This is a genomic window from Janthinobacterium sp. SUN211, assembly GCF_030587315.1.
Classification (GTDB): domain Bacteria; phylum Pseudomonadota; class Gammaproteobacteria; order Burkholderiales; family Burkholderiaceae_D; genus Janthinobacterium; species Janthinobacterium kumbetense.
This window is the reverse complement of the sequence record NZ_JAPWIC010000010.1, coordinates 136,853-152,481: the sequence shown is the minus strand read 5'-3', so window position 1 is coordinate 152,481 and position 15,629 is coordinate 136,853. Positions and strand designations below refer to the sequence as shown.

Sequence of the window (15,629 nt, the reverse complement as noted above, 5' to 3'; positions counted from 1 at the left end):
AAGAGTACGCTTCACTATTGCGGATGGGCTGCTTCGCGCAGTTTTTCCGCGTTCGCCATGTCTTGCCGGTAAGTGTCTTGCGCCTCCTTCAGGCAGGTGGCGCGCGCCGCGGAAGGTTCCGAGCGGCAGGCTTTTTTGGCTTCGGCCAGGGCGGCGGCGATTTCCTTGCGCAGGGTGCGCAGCTGGGCTTGCGCCGTGCTGTCTTCCTGATACCAGCGTTGCGGGTCGCCCGGCTGCGGCGCGGCCGTCTGGGCCAGTGCCAGCGGCGCCAGGCTGCAGGCGAACAGGGTGGCCAACAGTGTGTTGTGGATAGTCATGATATTTCCTCCTTGAAATAAAAAAGGCGCCGTAGCGCCTTTTTTTACAACCTGCCCGTCAGTAATAGCAGGATCAGTATCACTACGACGAGGCCGGCGATGCCGCTGGGGCCGTAACCCCAGTTGCGGCTATGCGGCCAGGTAGGCAGGACGCCGACCAGGGCCAGGATCAAGATGATCAGAATGATGGTGCCCATGGTATCTCCTAGTTGGTGCATGGTCCGGCGCAGGCTTGCGGGCAAGCCCGGCCAGGGGATTAATAGCGGTAGACGCGGCCGTCAACGATGCGCACGCGATTGCCGGGGCGCAAGTCATTCGCGTTGTCCTGCACCACGGTGCGGTATTCGCCGTTATCGAGGCGCACGCTGATCTGGTAGCCCTGCGCTTGCTGCCTGCGGCCTTCCACTTGGTTGCCCACGACGCCGCCGGCGACGGCGCCCGCTACAGTGGCGGCCGTGCGTCCGCCGCCCGAGCCGATGGTGTTGCCCAGCAGGGCGCCCGCGATGCCGCCCACGACGGCGCCGGCGCCGCTGGTCTGTCCGCCGCCCTGCACAAGCTGGATGGAATCGACGGTGCCGTACATGGCGGACTCAGGCTGGTTGGCTGGATAGTATGGTTGTTGTGACTGGTAAGAAGGGCCGGTGGCGCAACCGCTCAGTACGGCGGTGGCGGCGAGCATCAGTGCAGCCATGGTGGCGTTGGTTTTCATTTTATTCTCCTGACGAGGTGAGGGTGTAGTGCCATCTTAGTCATGCCCCCGTCCTCGGTCTGTACGCTGCCGCACGTACTTATTTCATGTCGAAATGGTATTTTTTACCACGGCGATTCCGCAAAACGTTGTTATTTCTCCCTGTCTGCCTCCCGCTTTCAAAATAAATTACTTGTGTACGGCAGCGTACAGAAGAGAGGCGGCGATCCACGTAAAACGGTAGTCATGCCAAGCAGACATGCTTGCTACCACCAGGGAGAAATACATGAACAAGAATAAGCTTTTCACCGCCATCGTCGTCAGCCTGGCGTGCGCCGCCTGGGGCGGCAAGGCAGTGGCTGCCACGCCGGAAGCGAAAGCAGCTTACAAGGCGGCCAACGAGCAGGCGGGCTTGAATTACAAGCTGGCGCATGCGGAATGCGAAAAAATCACGGGCAACCCGAAGGATGTCTGCATCGCCGAAGCGAAGGCCGTGCGCGCCTACGATGAAGCCGTGGCCCAGGCGCAATACACGAATACCCTGCGTGCCTACACCAAGGCGCGCATCAAGATTGCCGATGCCAACTACGACGTCGACCTGGCGCGCTGCAATGCGCTGACGGGCAACGACAAGGATGTCTGCGTCAAGCTGGCCAAGTCCACCAAGGTGGCGGCCCTGGCCGACGCCAAGGCAGACAAGAAAGTCATCGAAGCGCGCAGCGATGCGCGCGAAGCAAAAAGAAAAGCCGAGTACAAGGTCGCGACAGAAAAATGCGATGCATTAGCCGGCGCAGCCAAGGATGACTGTATCAAGGCTGCAAAAACCCAGTTCGGCTACTGAGCTCCCTCCGGGGCGCAGTCACCAGACTGGTATAAGAAGCTCATTGTGAGCACATTGATTGACCACTCCTAAGGAAACCACCATGAAATTCACTAAATCTATCGCTACTGGCCTTTTCGTCGCTTCCCTGTTCGCCGTTGCAGGTTGCGCTTCGACCCCAACCAAGGAAGGCACGGGCGAGTACATCGACGACGCGGCCATCACCACCAAGGTGAAAGCCAGCATCTTCAACGAGCCTACCCTGAAATCGACGGAAATCAACGTTGAAACCTTCAAGGGCGTGGTTCAGCTGAGCGGCTTCGTGGCCCAGCCGTCGGATGCCGCCAAAGCAGGCGAAGTCGCCCGTGGCGTCAAGGGCGTGAAGTCGGTGAAGAACGACATCCGCGTCAAGTAATGGCCTGACCTGCCGCAGCGGCCCGCCCCACGGCTGGCCCTGCGGCCCACCACCGACCGTCGCGGGAATCGCATGCATATCCAGCCTACAGATACCCCGCCCGAGCCGGTGGCGGCCGCCTCCACCGAGCCTGCCGGGCCACTTCCCGGCGCGCCCGTGGAGAATCCGGACGCATCCCTGCGTTTACCGCTGCATGTCAATGCGCGCGGCATGGCGCTGGGCATCATCGCCACCGTCAGCTTCATTTATGCGCTGCAGTGGGCACAGAAATTCCTCATTCCCGTCATCTTCGGCATTTTCATTGCCTACACCCTCAATCCCGTCGTCGCCTGGCTGGAAAAGCTGCGCCTGCCGCGCGCCATCGCCGCCACGGCCGTGACGGCCCTGATCCTGTTCGGCTCCATCGTCGTCGTCGAGCGCGTGCAGGGCGAATTCGAATCCATCGTGGAAGAATTGCCGGCCGCCACGCATAAACTGTCGCGCCTGATCGCCGCCAATACGGGCGGCAAGAACAGCACCTTCCAGAAGATGCAGGCCGTGGCCAATGAAATCGAGCAAGTGGCCGCCGGCGCCGAAGCGCGCCGCAACAACCGCCGCGCCGCCGCGGCCGAGGCGCCCAACTTCAAGATCATGGACTGGGTCTGGGCCGGCTCGCTGGGCCTGGTGGGCTTCCTCAGCCAGGCCACCATGGTCATCTTCCTCGTGTTTTTCCTGCTGCTGTCGGGCGATACCTTCAAGCGCAAGCTCGTCAAGCTGACGGGGCCGTCGCTGAGCCGCAAGAAAGTCACCGTGCACATCCTGGAAGACATCAATACCTCGATCCAGAACTATATGTTCATGCTGCTCGTCACGAATGGCTTGCTGGCCGTCCTGATGTGGATCGCTCTGCGCGTGATCGGCCTGGAAAACGCGGGCGCCTGGGCCATCGTGGCCGGCTTGCTGCACATCATGCCGTATTTCGGCCCCTTGCTCATCACCATCGCCACGGGCCTGGTGGCTTTTTTGCAGTTCGAATCGCTGGAAATGGTCTTGCTGGTAACGGGCACGTCGATGGCGATTGCCACCCTGGTGGGCACCTTTGTCACCACCTGGATGACGGGGCGCATCGCCCGCATGAATCCCACGGCCGTGTTCATCAGCCTGCTGTTCTGGGGCTGGCTGTGGGGCGTATGGGGCTTGCTGCTGGGCGTGCCCATCATCGTCATCGTGAAAGTCGTGGCCGAGCGCGTGCAGGGCATGGAAGTGGTGGCCGAGCTGCTGGGCGAATAGTTTGCGGTAACTCAAGAAAAACGGCGCCCGCGGGCGCCGTTTTGACTTGCCGCAGCCGGCTCAGGATTGGTGGCGTTTCAATATCTTGATTTGCACGTCGCCATCGTCCGTCTTCGGCATATCCTTCATGCTGCCTAGCTGCAGGGCGAACTGGCGCGTGAATTCGGCGCCCAGGAAGAAGATTTGCGCCGAGTAATACACCCACAGCAGCAGGGCCACGAGCGAACCGGCCGCGCCATAGCTGCTGGCCACGCCGCTATTGCCGATATACACGCCAATTGCATATTTCCCCAGGGAAAACATGAAGGCCGTGCCCACGGCGCCGATCACCACGTCGCGCCAGGACAGGCGCACGCGCGGCAGCATTTTATAGATGACGGCAAACAGGCTGGCGATGACGGCAAAGCCGATCAGGTTCGATAGGATGGTAAACAGCACGGCCGTGTCTTTCCACACGCCTTCCCAGAAATTGGCGAGGATGGCCATGGCCGCATTGACCACCAGCGACACCATCAGCAGGAAGGCCAGCACCAGCACCAGGCCGAAGGACAGCAAGCGCGTGCGCAGCATGTCCCAGGCGCCCGCTTCCTTCAAGGGCGGCACTTGCCAGATTTCATCCAGGCTGGCTTTCAGTTCGGCAAACACGCTGGTGGCGCCGAACAGCAGCAGGGCGCTGGCGATGAGGGTGGCGATGCGGCCCTGCTCATGATTCTTCGCGCCGGCCAGCACCAGCTGGATGGCTTCGGCGCCCTGCGTGCCCAGCAAGCCCTGCAATTGCCCCATCAGCTCGCCGCGCGCGGCGGCCGGGCCATAGAAAAAGCCCGCGATGGCGATCACCAGCACGAGGATGGGGGCGATGGAAAACAGGGTGTAATAGGCGAGGGCGGCGCCCTTGCTCGAGGCGCGGTGTTCCAGCCATTCGGTGACGGAACAGACGATGACGCTGCGCATCTGCTTGCTGAACGGCGCCAGGCCGGCCAGTCTGGGATAGCGGGGGAAAATATTCATGATGGCTTTCAATGCAAAAAAGGGGCGCGAGCCCCTTTTTCTATTCACGAGTGGCGTACCACTGTTGAGCTTACTGCACGCGGCGTTCGATGGTGATCTGTTCCACTTCAACGCGGCGGTTTGGTTCCAGGCACTTGATCAGGTCGGCACGCTTCTTGTTATCGCAGGTGACGACAGGATTGGTGGAGCCCTTGCCTTCGGCCGTCAGGCGGTTGGCGGCGACACCGTGAGCGACCAGGTATTCCTTGACTGCATCAGCGCGCTGCTGCGACAGTTTCAGGTTGTACTTGGGCGAACCGATGCGGTCGGCATAACCGCTGATGACGACGTTGTTGACGTCCGGCGCTGCGTTCAGCACGCGGGCGATTTCGTCGAGCTTGGTCTGTGTCGGACCCAGCTTGGCGCTGTCGAACGCGAACAGTTCCGTTGCCGCCATCGTCACTTTTTCAAAGCGTGGCGGCGGTGGTGGTGGCGGTGGCGGCACGACCACGACGACTTCTTCACGCACTGGCGGCGGTGGCGGTGGTGGTGGCGGTGCAGGCGGTTTGTCGAACGCGTAGTTCAGGCCCACGGTGACGTAGTAGTTGTTGGACTTGCTGCTCGGGTCGAAGGTGTTGCCACGCAGGAAGCCGTGCACATTGCGCACGTCAGCCTGGAGGGACAACTGGTCCGTGATGCTGGACTGGAAACCCAGGCCCACGCTGGCGTACGGCGAGCTCTTGCTGCGTTCACCGAAGGCGAAGCTGGTGTCCTTGTCGCGCTGCATGCCGGCACCGACCAGCAGGAAGGGGCGGAAGGCTTTGCGCGAGAACATGTACAGGCCGTCTACGCCCAGCGTATTTTGCTGGTAGCGCTGACCGCCATCCTTGGAGCGGGCATACGTGGTGCCCAGCTGGATATCCCAGTCCGGCGAAACGGGTTTACCGAAACGCAAGCCCGCGCCATAGCCGGTTTTATCCGTGGCGAAGTCGGAATCTGGCTTGAGTGCGTTGATGCTAGGTTGAATGTACCAGGAGGGATTGATTTCCTGGGCCTGTGCGCCGAGGGCGGAGCACAGTACTGCGGCGGCGACGGCGATTTTTTTTAGATTATTCACAAGTAACTCCCAACGTTGATAAGAGATTTTCTCTACTGCATCAATGCGACAACTGCCAGACATGCTATTGCTAGAGGTAGACAACAATTCCAGGTGCGCTTTCTTGCGATAAATGCACTGCTGTTGGACTAGAGAATACGGTTGCAGGTTCAACTGGTCGGTGCGTTGGCGCACAAAGCATTGTTGTATATCAATGGTGTTGCAGATTCACGACAAAGACTTCGGTGTTGAAAAAAACTAATTCGCCTCGGGAAACTTTTGCAATCACGGCCACTTCCTGGCGCCGCGACCAGAGGCAATCGTACGACTTGTTACCAGCGTGCCACTGTATATTAGCAACAATGATGAGCTTGATAACTAATATTACATTGATGTTGTATTCCTGCCGCGTTCTGTTGCCTTGCCGGGCTTCTTCCAGGCAACTTTTACGCGCCGCAGCCAGCTCCGCCACTTTTCATCAAGGAGTCACCCGTGCCTGATCACCCCCGTGTTGTTTCCTCCCCGCTGTCTGGCAAACTGGGTTCGCTATGTCTGCTGGGCCTGTTGCTGTCGCCGGGTCTGGCCATGCCGGCCTGGGCCGATAGCGGCGTGTCCCTGTTTTCGCCCAGTGGCACGGTCAAGGCCGTGCGCCAGGTGCGGGCCCAGTTCGCCACGCCGATGGTGCCGTTCGGCGACATGGGCTTGCCCGCGCCGTTCGCCATCGATTGCGGCAAGGCCGAGCCTGCCGTCGTGGCGGGCGCGGGACGCTGGGCCGACGAGCGCAACTGGAACTACGATTTCGAGCGCGACTTGCCGGCCGGCGTGGCCTGCAGCTTTACCTTGAAAGCGGGGTTGAAGGACGTGGCGGGCCAGGTCTTGCAGGGCACTGGCGCTTACCGCTTTTCCACGGGCGGGCCGGCCATCGTCGAGGCCGTACCATATGACGGCCAGCCGTATATCGATGAAAACCAGGTCTTCGTGCTGGGCCTGGACGCCGCGCCGAACGAGGCCAGCGTGGCCGCCAACGCGTATTGCCGCGCCGATGGCATCAATGAAAAGATTCCCGTGCGCTTGCTCAAAGGCAAGGAATTGGAGCAGGTATTGACCCTGCGCAAGAGTTTTCTCGACCGCTACCTGACCGTGTATTTCAAGAAGCGGGGCACGCTGTGGAAGGTGGGCATGCCCGTCGCCAGCAAGGGCGCGCCGCCGCTGCCCGTCACCGTGCTGCAATGCAAGCGCAGTTTCCCTGCCAACGCCAAGGTGTCGCTCGTGTGGGGCGAGGGCATTGCCAGCGCCAGCGGCATCGCCACGGACAAGGCGCAAACCCTGCAGTTCAAGACGCGGCCCGATTTCACGGCCAAGTTCAGCTGCGAGCGCAGCAATCCCAAGGAGCAGTGCATTCCCTTCCTGCCCATGCGCGTGCAGTTTTCCGCGCCCGTGAGCGCGGCGCAAGTGCGCGCCATGACCCTGAGGGGGGGCGGCAAGACGTATGCGCCGACGATATCAAAAGACGAGGAAAAGGCGGAATTCCTGTACGGCGCCACCTTCAACGGTCCGTTTCCCGTGCAAGCCAGCTTCGTGCTGAATTTGCCGCCGAAATTGACGGATGACGCGGGCCGCGCCTTGCTCAACCGCGCGCGCTTCCCCATGACGGTGCGCACGGGCGAACAGCCGCCGCTGCTCAAGTTCCCGGCCCCGTTCGGCATCATCGAAGCGAAGGGCGACGGCTTGCTGCCCGTGACGGTGCGCAATATCGAGCCCGTGCTGTCTGGCAAGGAAATCGCCCAGCCAGCCGCCGCCACGGGCGCCACCTTGCGCGTGCCCGACAATGACGACAAGTTCATCATCGAGTGGATGCAGCGCCTGGCCGGCAATGGCGACGGGGGAGAGTACTGGCAGCCGTACGCCCAATATGCGGGCAACATGAGCAAATCCGTGCTGGCGGACGCGGCCGGCACGCGCCCCCTCAGCCTGCCACGCCCCGATGGCAAGAAAACCTTTGAAGTGATCGGCATCCCGTTGCAGAAACCGGGCTTTTACGTGGTCGAGCTGGCCAGCCCCATCCTGGGCAAAGTGCTGCTGGGCAAACCGACGACGGCCTACATCCGCACGGCCGCGCTGGTGACCAACCTGGCGGCCCACTTCAAGCATGGCGCGCAATCGTCGCTCGTGTGGGTGACGTCGCTGGACAAGGGCGCGCCTGTTGCGAAAGCGCAAGTGGCCGTGCGCGACTGCGCCGGCAAGCTGCTGTGGCAAGGCGCCACGGGCGCGGACGGCGTGGCGCACATTTCCGGCGAGCTGGCCAATTCCAGCTGCAAGAACAATGGCCGCTATTTTATCAGTGCGCGCAGCGGCGGCGACATGACGTTCACCCTGTCGGACTGGGTGGGCGGCATCGAAGCCTGGCGCTTCAATTTGCCCACGGACGACACGCGCGCCGACAACACCTTGCTGGCCACGGTATTCGACCGCACCTTGCTGCGCGCCGGTGAAACCGTGCACATGAAGCATTTCATCCGCAAGCACACGGGCGAAGGCATGAGCCTGGTCGACAAGAACAACGGCCCCGGCAGCGCGACGTCCATCGTCATCACGCACCAGGGCCGCGACCAGAACTACCAGTTGCCCCTGCGCTGGTCGGTCAGCGGCACGGCGGAAAGCGACTGGGTCATTCCCGCCGACGCCAAGCAGGGAGAGTACAGCGTGACGATGGCGGGCCGTCCTTCCGGCAGTTTCCGCGTAGAAGCGTTCCGCGTGCCGACCATGAAAGCCGTGCTGCAGGGACCGAAAGCCCCCGCCGTGCAGGCGAAGCAGCTGGCCCTGGATGCGCAAATCACCTATTTGGCCGGCGGTGCCGCCACGAATGCGCCCGTCAAGCTGCGCACGGTGCTGCAAGACAAGAGCGTGACGTTTGCCGACTATCCCGACTATAGCTTCAGCAATGGCGACGTAAAGGAAGGCCTGGTGAAACAGGGCACGGGCTATGACGACGATGAGGGCGAATGGCAGGACGAAGGCCATGGCGCGGCCGGCGCCGGCGCGGCGGCTGCGCGCACGCAAAGCTTGACCCTGGACAAGGCGGGCGGCGCACGCATCGTCATCGACCAGCTGCCGCAGCTGTCCACGCCGCGCGACCTGGTGGCGGAAATGGCTTTCCAGGATGCGAATGGCGAGACAGCCTCGGTGGCTGCACGGGTGCCGTTGTGGCCGTCCAACTATGTGATCGGCATCAAGCCCGACGCCTGGGCCCTGAGCAAGGATGCGTTCAAGTTCACGGTGGCCGTGCTGGGCACCAATGGCAAGCCCGTGGCGAACGCCCCGGTCGCCGTGGATTTCTTCCAGCGCAACAGCTATTCGCACCGCCGGCGCCTGATCGGCGGCTTCTATGCATATGAAAACAGCAGCGAAGTGGTCAGGCTGGGCCCCGCGTGCTCGGGCAAGACGGACAACAAGGGCCTCTTGATCTGCGACGTGAAGGCGCCCGCCAGCGGCAATCTGATACTGCGCGCCCGCACGCAGGATGGTGCCGGCAATGCGGCCGTCGCCAACCGCGAAACGTGGGTGGCCGGCAGCGGCGACTGGTGGTTCAACGCCAGCGACAATGACCGCATCGACGTCTTGCCTGAAAAGAAACGCTATGAGCCGGGCCAGGAAGCGAGCTTGCAGGTGCGCATGCCCTTCCGCTCGGGCACGGCCCTGATCACGGTCGAGCGTGAAGGCATCCTCGACACCTATGTGCGCCAGCTCAATGGCCGGGAACCGGTGGTGGCTATCCCTGTCAAACCGAACTACGCGCCGAATGTGTATGTATCCGTGTTTGTCGTGCGGGGCAGGGTGGACGGCGTGCAGCCGACGGCCCTGGTCGACCTGGGCAAGCCAGCTTACAAGATGGGCATCGCACCGCTGAACGTGGGCTGGCAGGCGCATGAACTGAACGTGATGGTCGTGTCCGACAAGGAGGTGTATAAAACGCGCGACAAGGCGGAAGTGTCCGTGCGCGTGCGCCGCGCCGACGGTAAAGCCTTGCCGGCCGGCGCGGAAGTGGCGCTGGCGGCCGTCGACACGGGGCTGCTGGAATTGATGCCCAACGATAGCTGGAAGTTGCTCGATACCATGATGGCGCAGCGCAGCCTGCAGGTGGAAACGGCAACGGCGCAGATGCAGGTGATCGGCAAGCGCCACTTCGGCCGCAAGGCGTTCCCGGCCGGCGGTGGCGGCGGCAAGGGCGCCAGCCGCGAGCTGTTCGACACCCTGCTGTTCTGGAAGGGCACCGTCAAGCTCGACGCCAAGGGCGAAGCGACCGTGCAAGTGCCGCTCAACGATTCGCTGACGGGCTTCCGCATCGTTGCCATCGCCAGTGCCGGCAAGGAATTGTTTGGCACGGGCAGCACGGACATCCGCAGCTCGCAAGACTTGATCCTGCTGTCGGGCTTGCCGACCCTCGTACGCGAAGGCGATCAGTTGCGCGCCGGCTTTACGGTGCGCAACACCTCGGCCGCATCCTTGAGCGTGGATCTCAATGCCACGGCGGCCGGCAAGGCCTTGCCGCGCCAGAGTGTGACCCTGGCGGCGGGCGAGGCGCGCGAAGTGGGCTGGGATTACCAGGTGCCGCTCGGCGCGGCCAGCATTGTGTGGGAGATCGGCGCGAAAGCAGGAAACCATACGGACAAGCTGAAAATCACGCAAAAAGTGGGCCAGGCCACGCCCGTGCGCACGTATCAAGCCACCTTGCAGCAAATCGACAAGCCCGTCAATATGTCCGTGCAAATGCCGGCCGGCGCCTTGCCGGGCCGGGGCGGCATCCAGACGAGCTTTGTCGCCAAACTGGGCGGCGAACTGCCCGGCGTGCGCGAGTACATGGCTGCGTATCCGTACACCTGCTTCGAGCAAAACACGTCGAAAGCCATCGCCCTGCAAGACCAGGAGGCGTGGAACAAGCTGGCCGCCAGCCTGCCCGCCTACCTGGACAGCGATGGCATGCTGAAATACTTCCCCATCATGGAGCAGGGCAGCGACAGCTTGACGGCATATGTGCTGTCTGCAACGAGGGAGGCGGGCTATGCGATTCCCGAACAGACGAAGAACCGCATGGAAGAAGCCTTGACGGCCTTCGTGCAGGGCCGCATCGTGCGCCGTTCCGCGCTGGACACGACCGACTTGGCCGTGCGCAAGCTGGCCGCGCTGGAAGCGCTGTCGCGTTCGAACAAGGTGCCGCCCGACGCCTTGGAGAGCATCAGCATCAATCCGAACCTGTGGCCGACGTCCGCCGTCATCGACTGGAGCTTGTTGCTGCAACGCACGCCAAGCCTGGCGCGCCGCGATGCATTGCTGGCCGAGGCGCAGCAGATCCTGCGTTCGCGCCTGAACTTCCAGGGCACGACCATGGGCTTTTCCACCGAGCGCAAGGATAACTGGTGGTGGCTGATGGTGTCCGGCGACGTCAATGCCAACCGCCTGCTGCTGGCCGTGATGGACAATCCGGCGTGGAAGGACGACATCGGCCGCCTCGTGCGCGGCAGCATGGGCCGCCAGAAGAAGGGCCGCTGGGATACCACGGTGGCCAACGCCTGGGGCACCCTGGCGATTGCCAAGTTCTCGGCCAAATTCGAATCCACCCCCGTGACGGGCGCCAGCGCCGTCAAGCTGGGCGGCGATACGCAAGCGCTCGTGTGGAATGGCGCGGCGAAAGTGGGCCCCGTGCTGCAAGCGTGGCCGAAGGGTACGGACACCCTGGGCCTGGCGCACAGCGGCACGGGCAAGCCGTGGGCCACCGTGCAAAGCCTGGCCGCCATCCCGCTCAAGGCGCCCGTGTCCAGCGGCTACACGATCAAGAAAACCATTACGCCAGTGGAACAGAAGACAGCGGGCGCCTGGTCGCGCGGCGACGTCTACCGCGTGCGCCTGGACTTGTCCGCGCAGGCGGACATGAGCTGGGTGGTGGTCGACGACCCGATCCCCGCCAGCGCCACGGTGCTGGGCAATGGCCTGGGCCGCGATTCGCAGCTGCTGACGGCCGGCGAAAAATCCACGGGCTGGGTCTGGCCCACGTTCGAGGAGCGGGCCTTCGACGCCTTCCGCGCCTATTACGCCTTCGTGCCGAAGGGTAACTGGAGCGTGGAATACACGGTGCGCCTGAACAATGCCGGGGATTTCAGCCTGCCCGCCACGCGTATCGAAGCGATGTATTCGCCGGAAATGTTTGGCGAGTCGCCGAACGCGAATGTGAAGGTGGGGCAGTGAAGAGTTTGATTTTTGTCACGGGTTGCCTGTTGGCCGGCCAGGTTTTCGCCGAGGTGGTCCTGACCCCGGCCCAGGTGCAGGCCGCCTACCGCAGTTCGGAAGCGCAATTGCTGGACCGCAGCGGCGCGCCCCTGCAATCCTTGCGCGTGGACATGAAGGTGCGGCGTTTGCCGTGGGTGCCGCTGGCCGACATCTCGCCCGCCGTGCAGCAAGCCGTGCTGCTGGCGGAAGACCAGCGCTTCATGCGCCACGGCGGCGTGGATGTGTCCGCGCTGGCCACGGCCGCCTGGGACAATCTGTTTTCCAAGAAACCCCGGGGCGCTTCCACCATCACCATGCAGCTGGCGGGCCAGCTGGATGCGGACTTGCAGGCGTCCTCGGGCGGACGCAGCCTGCGCCAGAAGTGGGACCAGATGCGCGCGGCCCAGGCCATCGAGGATAGCTGGAGCAAGGCGCAGATTTTCGAAGCGTATCTGAACCTCGTGTCGTTCCGCGGCGAATTGCAAGGCATCGCGTCCGCTTCGTACAGCTTGTTCGGCAAGGCGCCGTCGGGCCTGAACCAGACGGATGGCATCATTTTGGCCAGCCTCGTGCGGGCGCCGAACGCGCCGCCGGCCACCGTCACGCGCCGCGCCTGCGCGCTGGCGAAGGAATGGCGCATGGACAGCAGTTGCCAGCTGATCGGCCAGCGCGTGCAGACGGCCTTGCAGCGCAACGCGCTGTACGCGGACCTGGCGCCGGCGCCGCAAGTGGCGCAGCAACTGTTGAAACAGCCGGGCGCGCAAGTGGCCAGCACCCTCGACGGTCCCTTGCAGCGTTTCGCGCAGGAAAACCTGCGCCAGCAACTGGCATCCTTGCGCGAGCGCAATGTCAACGATGGCGCCATCATCGTGCTCGACAACCGCAGCGGAGACATTCTCGCCTATGTCGGCAATGCGGGCGGCAGCCACGTCGATGGCGTGGCGGCCCTGCGCCAGGCTGGTTCCACCTTGAAACCATTCTTGTATGAACTGGCCATCGAGCGCCGGCTGATGACGGCCGCGTCCGTCATGGACGACTCGCCGCTCGACGTCGCCACGGCGTCCGGCATGTATGCGCCGCAAAACTATGACCGCAATTTCAAGGGCTACGTCAGCGCCCGCACCAGCCTGGCCAGTTCGCTCAATATTCCCGCCGTGCGCACGGTGCTGCTGACGGGGCAGGATGGCTTCTACAACCGTCTGAAGGACGTGGGCCTGTCCAGCCTGACGGAACCGGCCGAATACTACGGCCCTTCGCTGGCGCTGGGCTCGTCCGAAGTGACCTTGCTGGAACTGGCCAACGCCTACCGCGCGCTGGCGAATGGCGGGCTGTACAGCACGGCCAGCCTGCAGCCGGGCCAGGCGGGCAAGGACAAACGCCGCGTGATGGAATCGGGCGCCGCCTTCATCGTGGGCGACATCCTGGCCGACCGCGCCGCGCGCAGCATGACCTTTGGCTTGCGCAACGAACTGGGGACGAATTTCTGGAGCGCCGTCAAGACGGGCACGAGCAAGGACATGCGCGACAACTGGTGCATGGGCTACTCGGCGCGCTACACGGTGGGCGTGTGGGTGGGCAACTTCGACGGCAAGCCCATGTGGGACGTGTCGGGCGTGACGGGCGCCGCGCCCGTGTGGCGCGACGTCATGGATTACCTGCACAAGAACGTGCCCAGCCATGCCCCGAAAGCGCCGCCCGGCGTGCTGCAGCAAATGGTGGCGTACCAGCCCGCGCTGGAAGCGCCGCGCCGCGAATGGTTTATCGCGGGCACGGAAAGCCCCGTCATCGCCGTCGTGGGCGACACCGTGAAGCCGCCCACCATCGTGTATCCGGCCGACGACAGCATCCTCGCCATCGATCCCGACATCCCGCCCGCCCTGCAGCGCGTGTTCTTCCAGGCCCAGGGCAGCCACGTCTTGCGCTGGGTGCTCGACGGCAAGGACCTGGGCGGCGCGGCGGAGAGCATCAGCTGGCGCCCCGTGCCCGGCAAGCACGCGCTGGCCCTCGTCGACGACGCAGGCAAGACGGTGGCGCAGGTGGCGTTCCAGGTGCGGGGGAATGCGCTGGCGCAGCTTGCCGCACAGGGTAAGTAATCAGTTCGATGGATAGTTCGCCGGGTCGATGGCTGGCGTGACGTAATGTCGCAGCACATCGCCGCCGTGCGGGTGTTTTTGCGTGCGGCGTTTTTCGTCCGATGGCGGACTGACCAGCACGATGGTCGCTTCTTCCGGATTGCGCAAATTCACCACGGCGCTGACGCCGCCGTCGCGGTAGCTGCCCATCACGCCGACGGCCATTTGCACGAACAGAGTGGCCGCGCCCGTGTTGCCCAGGCGCTGGTCCGTATCGATCCACTGCTGCGGCTTGCCGCTGTCGAGTTCCGTGCCGCCATCTTCCGCATGCTTGAGCAAGGTTTTGTGTAGCGCCACCAACTGTGCCTGATTGCCGCCCGTGGCGGCGACCAGGCGCGCCGGCGCGGCGGGACGTTCGCTTTCCGGCAAGCTGCGCAGGGCCTCCTGCCAGCCCGCCTGCAAGGCCTGTTCGCGCTGGTCGCGGCGCGTGAGCGGCTTGCCGTGTTTATCCGTCATCCTGACGAACGTGGGCCTGTGGATGAAGCCGAAGGTCGGCAGGCGGTCCAGTTGCGCCAACTGTTCCTTGTTGAAGGGCACAGGAAACCAGGGCGTGGGCTGCCACTCTTTCGGCGGGTGATAGGTCTTGTGCTGGAGCCTGTCGAGCATGCTGAAGCTGCCCGTGCCACGGATGTCGGGACGCCGGGCGAATTGTGCGGCGACGGGCAGCCATTCGGCGATTGAGGGCTGGCGCTGGGTGAATGCGCTCGGGTCTTCTTTTTTGTCTGGATGGGGTACTGCCCGCTTCAATTCGTCATACGCCAGATACAGGCGCCGCGCCACGCCGTAGGTATTCAAGTCATCGACGCTATCCTCGGGCGGTGCATCGTCGTAGGCGAACTTTCGCACGGCATCGATGCGTTCGCGCCGGGCCAGCACGAACAGGGCCGAGGCGTCGGGCATTTCGGGAATGTAGCGGCCGTCATGTGTGAGCGGCGGAGAGTTGTCCGGGCTGTACAGGTTGCGCGTGGGCATGCTGTCTTCGGAATTGAGCACGATGTAAGGCACGTCGGGATGGGCATCGAAAAAGGCGAACACGTCTTCCAGGATGCGGTCCGGATGTTCGCTCAGGCGGCGTGGACCACTGGCGAACAGATGCCAGTGCAGACCGGATGACGCGGCGCCACCGGCCAGGCCTATGGCTGGCGAGTCGGGGCTGTCCAGCATGCGCGAATTAAAGATTGGTGGCTCAGCATTGAAAACGGGGACGCCAAAATACATGGGAGTATCCCTCGCCCCATTCTCCAGTGTGTCGCCACCGCGGCCACCTGCCATTCCCGCTCGCTCCATGGCATTCCAGGCGTATTTTTCCTTGTCCTGTTCACGGATGCTGGCATAGGCATTTCCCTGCTGCAGGGCTTCCCACAACTTGCCCTGCCGGTATTTGTCCAGGGTGACGCCGAGACCGATCACTTCCAGCACATATTCCCGTTTTTCCTGTTCGGTAGGCGCCGCCAGTTGCACTTGCGGCGTTACGACGGCCACGGGCTTGGACGCATGCAGCCAGCGCGAGCCAAGCAATGTGGCCGCCACAATGGGCGGGATCAGCAACAGCCATTGCAGATGTTTCCATATATTGCTGCGCATTGCGGACTCCAATAAGAAAGGTGATGGACTGGTCAGCAAGGATCCAAGCAGTGCCAGCAC

Annotated in this window: 11 protein-coding genes; 5 read left to right on the top strand and 6 right to left on the bottom strand. The window is 63.2% G+C overall.

Annotated features, from left to right (window positions below):
- Positions 1-14 precede the first annotated feature (14 nt).
- Genes O3301_RS26145 through O3301_RS26135 form a run of 3 tightly spaced genes read right to left on the bottom strand, consistent with a single transcriptional unit; the run spans position 15 to position 1,026 of the window.
- Positions 15-317 carry a hypothetical protein gene (locus O3301_RS26145; protein ID WP_289899245.1) on the bottom strand — a complete coding sequence of 101 codons (303 nt, stop codon included), beginning with the start codon at positions 315-317 and terminating at the stop codon, positions 15-17.
- A gap of 44 nt (positions 318-361) precedes the next feature.
- Positions 362-514, bottom strand: a complete 153-nt coding sequence (locus O3301_RS26140; protein WP_010396415.1) for a DUF3309 family protein — start codon at positions 512-514, stop codon at positions 362-364.
- Between the two features lie 59 nt (positions 515-573).
- On the bottom strand, positions 574-1,026 hold the full coding sequence (locus O3301_RS26135) for a glycine zipper 2TM domain-containing protein (protein WP_077401560.1): 453 nt from the start codon (positions 1,024-1,026) through the stop codon (positions 574-576).
- A gap of 265 nt (positions 1,027-1,291) precedes the next feature.
- Between O3301_RS26135 and O3301_RS26130 the strand changes: the two genes are divergently transcribed.
- From O3301_RS26130 to O3301_RS26120, 3 genes are all read left to right on the top strand, one after another.
- Positions 1,292-1,846, top strand: a complete 555-nt coding sequence (locus O3301_RS26130) for a hypothetical protein (RefSeq protein WP_305057883.1) — start codon at positions 1,292-1,294, stop codon at positions 1,844-1,846.
- 82 nt (positions 1,847-1,928) lie between these two features.
- Positions 1,929-2,240 (top strand): BON domain-containing protein, encoded by a 312-nt coding sequence (locus tag O3301_RS26125; protein ID WP_046682432.1) that lies wholly within the window; start codon positions 1,929-1,931, stop codon positions 2,238-2,240.
- Between the two features lie 72 nt (positions 2,241-2,312).
- Entirely contained in the window at positions 2,313-3,509 is a 1,197-nt protein-coding gene (locus O3301_RS26120; protein WP_369811611.1) for an AI-2E family transporter, read from the top strand.
- Positions 3,510-3,569: 60 nt separating this feature from the next.
- Here the strand turns inward: O3301_RS26120 and O3301_RS26115 are convergent, their stop codons facing one another.
- Complete coding sequence (locus O3301_RS26115) at positions 3,570-4,517, bottom strand: YihY/virulence factor BrkB family protein (protein ID WP_289919133.1); 948 nt, start codon at positions 4,515-4,517, stop codon at positions 3,570-3,572.
- A 70-nt stretch (positions 4,518-4,587) separates the two neighbouring features.
- Entirely contained in the window at positions 4,588-5,613 is a 1,026-nt protein-coding gene (locus O3301_RS26110) for an OmpA family protein (protein ID WP_289899244.1), read from the bottom strand.
- A gap of 471 nt (positions 5,614-6,084) precedes the next feature.
- Between O3301_RS26110 and O3301_RS26105 the strand changes: the two genes are divergently transcribed.
- Both O3301_RS26105 and pbpC read left to right on the top strand, forming a co-directional pair.
- Positions 6,085-11,832, top strand: a complete 5,748-nt coding sequence (locus O3301_RS26105) for an alpha-2-macroglobulin (protein WP_305057882.1) — start codon at positions 6,085-6,087, stop codon at positions 11,830-11,832.
- On the top strand, positions 11,829-13,946 hold the full coding sequence (pbpC, locus tag O3301_RS26100; protein WP_369812243.1) for a penicillin-binding protein 1C: 2,118 nt from the start codon (positions 11,829-11,831) through the stop codon (positions 13,944-13,946). The genes O3301_RS26105 and pbpC overlap by 4 nt, the downstream gene beginning before the upstream one ends.
- Here the strand turns inward: pbpC and O3301_RS26095 are convergent, their stop codons facing one another.
- Positions 13,947-15,569, bottom strand: coding sequence for a DUF2875 family protein (locus O3301_RS26095; protein ID WP_305057881.1), 1,623 nt, complete (start codon positions 15,567-15,569; stop codon positions 13,947-13,949).
- Between the last annotated feature and the right edge of the window lie 60 nt (positions 15,570-15,629).